Below are 3,214 nucleotides of genomic sequence, written 5' to 3'. Positions count from 1 at the left end.
GCGTCGACGCCCACCCCGATGGCGGTCCCACCCCGGGGGGCGGGTCGAGGTGTGTTGTGGTGGATCACCCCCCGGCATCTTGATGCCTGTGAGTCATCACGCTCATCAGGACATCTGTTCCCCGGCCAGCGCAGAGCCAGCCGACGCCGGACCGACCAACACCGGTCAGGGATCGACCTGACTCAGTCATAGATCGCCTCCACCAGCCACTGCCCGGCCTCGACGGCTAGCAGCAGGGCAGCACCGTCGGCGAGGCTGACCTGGAACCGGGCCCGGCGGCGGGCCTCGGCCGGCGCCCACCAGCGCTCGTCCACCGGCCACGGCCCGGCCCACCCCACGATCTCCGCCGGCTGACCGGCGCCGACCACCAGTCGGGCCGGTGGGGCGCTCACCGCCAACCGCGCGCTGATCACCACCGGCTCGCCGACGGCGTCGTGCACGGTCGCGGCGAGCGGACTGGGCAGCACCACGGCGGGCGCGGGCGGCGGCAGCCGGCCCGGCCACGGCGGGATGCCCCCACCCCGACCGGCCGCACCGGCACCGCCCGCACCAGCACCGCCCGCGGCGGCAACGGCCGGGGGGCCGGGTCGGGTCGGGAGCCGCTCGTCGCCCCACGGCACGAGGCGCACCTGGTCGGCCGGAGAACGCCCGCCACCGAGCACCGCCGTGACCACCGCCTCCGGGCCGAGGATGCCCTGTACGCGGCTCAATGCCCGGTGCGCCCGCTCCCGCTCCTCGCCGGTCTCCCCCCAGAGGCCGGTCTGCAGGCCGGCCTGGGCCACCACCCCGTCCGGGATCAGCCGCAGTCGGATGATGCCGGACGTCGGGCGGGCCGGGCGGGCGCCGGCGCGACCGCTGCTGCCGGAGAGCCAGCCGTCGAGCTGCCAACGCACCCGGTCGGCGATGGCGGCGGCGGTGAGCAGACCGTCGTGCCGCCACACCCGGTGCAGCTCCTGCCCGTGCTCGGTAACCGCCTCGATGCCGAGTCGGGTGCAGGCCAGCCCGTGCCCGGCGAGCCGGTCGTGCAACTGCTCGGCCAGGGCACGGGCGGCGAACGCCGCCGCGTCGACCCGGTCGATCGGATCGTCGTACCCGGCGGTCACCGTCAGGTCGGCCGGCGGCTGCCGGACGGCGAGCGGGCGGTGGTCCCGGCCGGCGGCCAGCCGGTGGGCCAGCGCGCCGTCGAACCCGAAGCGGGCCAGCACGTCGCCGGCCGGTAGCGCGGCGAAGTCACCGAGGGTCCGCACCCCCAGCCGGCGCAGCAGGTCAGCCAGCGCGGACCGACCGAGCGCCTCGACCGGCATCCCGGCCAGGAACGCCGGCGTCCCACCCGGCGCCACCACCCGGCCGGTGCGGGCGGCCAGCCCCGCCGCGAACACCCCGTCGGCGATGCCCACCTGGCTCTCCACCAGACACGACTGGGCGACGTGCTCGATGAGCCGTTCGGCGGCCGCCTCCTCACCGCCGAGGTAGCGACTCGGGCCCCGGGCGGCAACCGCACAGGCGCCCGGCCGGACCACCTCGACACCGGCCACCAGTTCCTCCAACGCGGCGACCACCGGCTCGAACGCCCGGGCGTCCCGGCCAGGGTCGTAGTCCACGACGGTGAGCTGCGGGCAACGACCCTGCGCCTCCCGCTTGCGCAGCCCTCGGCGTACGCCTTCGGCGCGGGCCCGCTCGGAGCAGGCGACCACCCGGTTGGCGTGCAGGACGGCGACCGGGCCGGTGGCTGGTATCCCGTCGACGATCTCGGCGGCGAGCACCGGCCAGTCCGGGCACCACAGCAGCAGGGTCCGGGTCGGCGAGCCGGTCACCCCGACCCGACCAGGGCGAGCGGCCCGGACGGTCGGCCCACGGTCGATCGCACCGTCCGGGGAATGACGCGGGTGAGCTCGGCGTCGGGGAGCCAGACCTTGATCTCCTTGGGGCGGGCGGCTGCCCCCCGCCCGCGCGCCGACACGGTGACCTCCCGGCGGCGCAGCCGCCCCCGACCCTGACCGAGCCCTTCCCAGACCCCGCGGACCACCTGCAGCGTCACGTCCGCGCCGTCCCACCGGCCGTACGGGACGAGCACGCTGCCGCGCTGCCGGGCCCGGGCGGCCAGCCGGGTGGCGACCGAGGCGGAGACCGCGGCCGGTACGGCGGTGACCACGACGTCCACCCCGTCGATCAACGCGGCGACCACGGTGGCCCACTCGGGACCCGGATTCGGCACCAGGGCGAGCCGGTCCAGGGAGATGCCCAGCTCGGCCGCCGCACCCGCGCCGAACGTCGGCACCCCGACCACCGCACACCACGAGCCGGCCCGGGACGCCTCGGCCAGCAGTGCGAGCACCAGCGAGGTACCCCCACTGCGGCGGGGCTGACCGGCGGCGACAGCGATTGTGCTGCCCCGACGTAGACCCCGGTTGGGCAACAGGCCGGTCAGCTCAGGCGTCACCGGTAGCACGCGGTGGCCGCCCACCGGATCGGGCGCGCTCGCCGGGCGTACCAGATCGGCCAGCGCGGCGGAACCCACCACCATGCGGCCCGCCATTGGACCAACCCCCCGTCGTTGCTGTGGAACAGATCAGGCCGCACCGTGACGCCGGCCGCCCGGCTTCCCTTCCAGGCGGCCGGCGTCACGGCGGTCTCACGCCGCGAGGCCGTCCAGGGCTGGTTGGTGTGCCACGCCGAGCGCGGTCTCCACCACCGTGACGAACTGTTCGGCGGCGCGGAGCAGGTCATCGGCCTCCCGGGCGCTGACCACCCGGGGGATGCCGGCTTCGGCGGCGGCTCGCTTGCTGGCCCCGGCCGCGAAGAACCGGGCCCACTCGTCGAGCTCGGGGGCGACGGCGCAGAGCAGGACCCAGACGCTGGTGATCCGGTTGCGCCGGCTCGGGGCGGGACGGGCCCGGGCGGCGAGCAGGGCAGCCGCCGCGCGCAGCGCCGCCAGGTGGGCGGCCGCGTAGCGCAGGCCGTCGGGTCGGGTCTGGCCGGCCTCGACCAGCCCACGGCGGGCCAGGGTGAGGAGCTGGGCAGGGGTGCGGTGCGGCAGCACGTGCGCCGGCACCGTCGGTGCCTGAGCCGGGTTGGTCGGCATGGACTGTCTCCTCCACGTGGCCGGGGTGTCGGTCGGGGCGGTGGTGCCGCCGACGAGACGCCGAGGTCGGGTGGGTGCGGAGGAAGACGCACCGGGGGCGGCCGGCCGGGTGTGGATGCTTCCCCACACCAC

3 protein-coding genes are annotated in these 3,214 nt (G+C 76.6%); all 3 read right to left on the bottom strand.

From position 1 onward, the window contains the following. Positions 1-182 precede the first annotated feature (182 nt). The 3 genes from AB0J36_RS34345 to AB0J36_RS34335 all read right to left on the bottom strand — a co-directional run bounded on the left by AB0J36_RS34345 (position 183) and on the right by AB0J36_RS34335 (position 3,082). A complete protein-coding gene (locus AB0J36_RS34345) occupies positions 183-1,814 on the bottom strand; it encodes a DNA polymerase Y family protein (RefSeq protein WP_363661594.1) in 1,632 nt (543 codons plus the stop codon). Next, on the bottom strand, positions 1,811-2,536 hold the full coding sequence (locus AB0J36_RS34340) for a hypothetical protein (protein WP_355049446.1): 726 nt from the start codon (positions 2,534-2,536) through the stop codon (positions 1,811-1,813). Before AB0J36_RS34340 ends, AB0J36_RS34345 begins: the two co-directional genes overlap by 4 nt. Positions 2,537-2,632: 96 nt before the next feature. Continuing rightward, entirely contained in the window at positions 2,633-3,082 is a 450-nt protein-coding gene (locus AB0J36_RS34335; RefSeq protein WP_234589090.1) for an SAV_6107 family HEPN domain-containing protein, read from the bottom strand. Positions 3,083-3,214: the final 132 nt, after the last annotated feature.

The sequence above is a fragment of the Micromonospora sp. NPDC049662 genome, from assembly GCF_040675055.1.
GTDB lineage: Bacteria > Actinomycetota > Actinomycetes > Mycobacteriales > Micromonosporaceae > Micromonospora.
The sequence above is the reverse complement of the archived record's forward strand: the minus strand, read 5'-3'. Positions and strand labels throughout refer to the sequence as shown.

What these genes read in the sequence shown, in the direction of transcription:
- AB0J36_RS34340 (WP_355049446.1), bottom strand. Translation starts at nt 2,536, where the DNA reads ATGGCGGGCCGCATGGTGGTGGGTTCCGCCGCGCTGGCCGATCTGGTA.
- AB0J36_RS34335 (WP_234589090.1), bottom strand. Translation starts at nt 3,082, where the DNA reads ATGCCGACCAACCCGGCTCAGGCACCGACGGTGCCGGCGCACGTGCTG.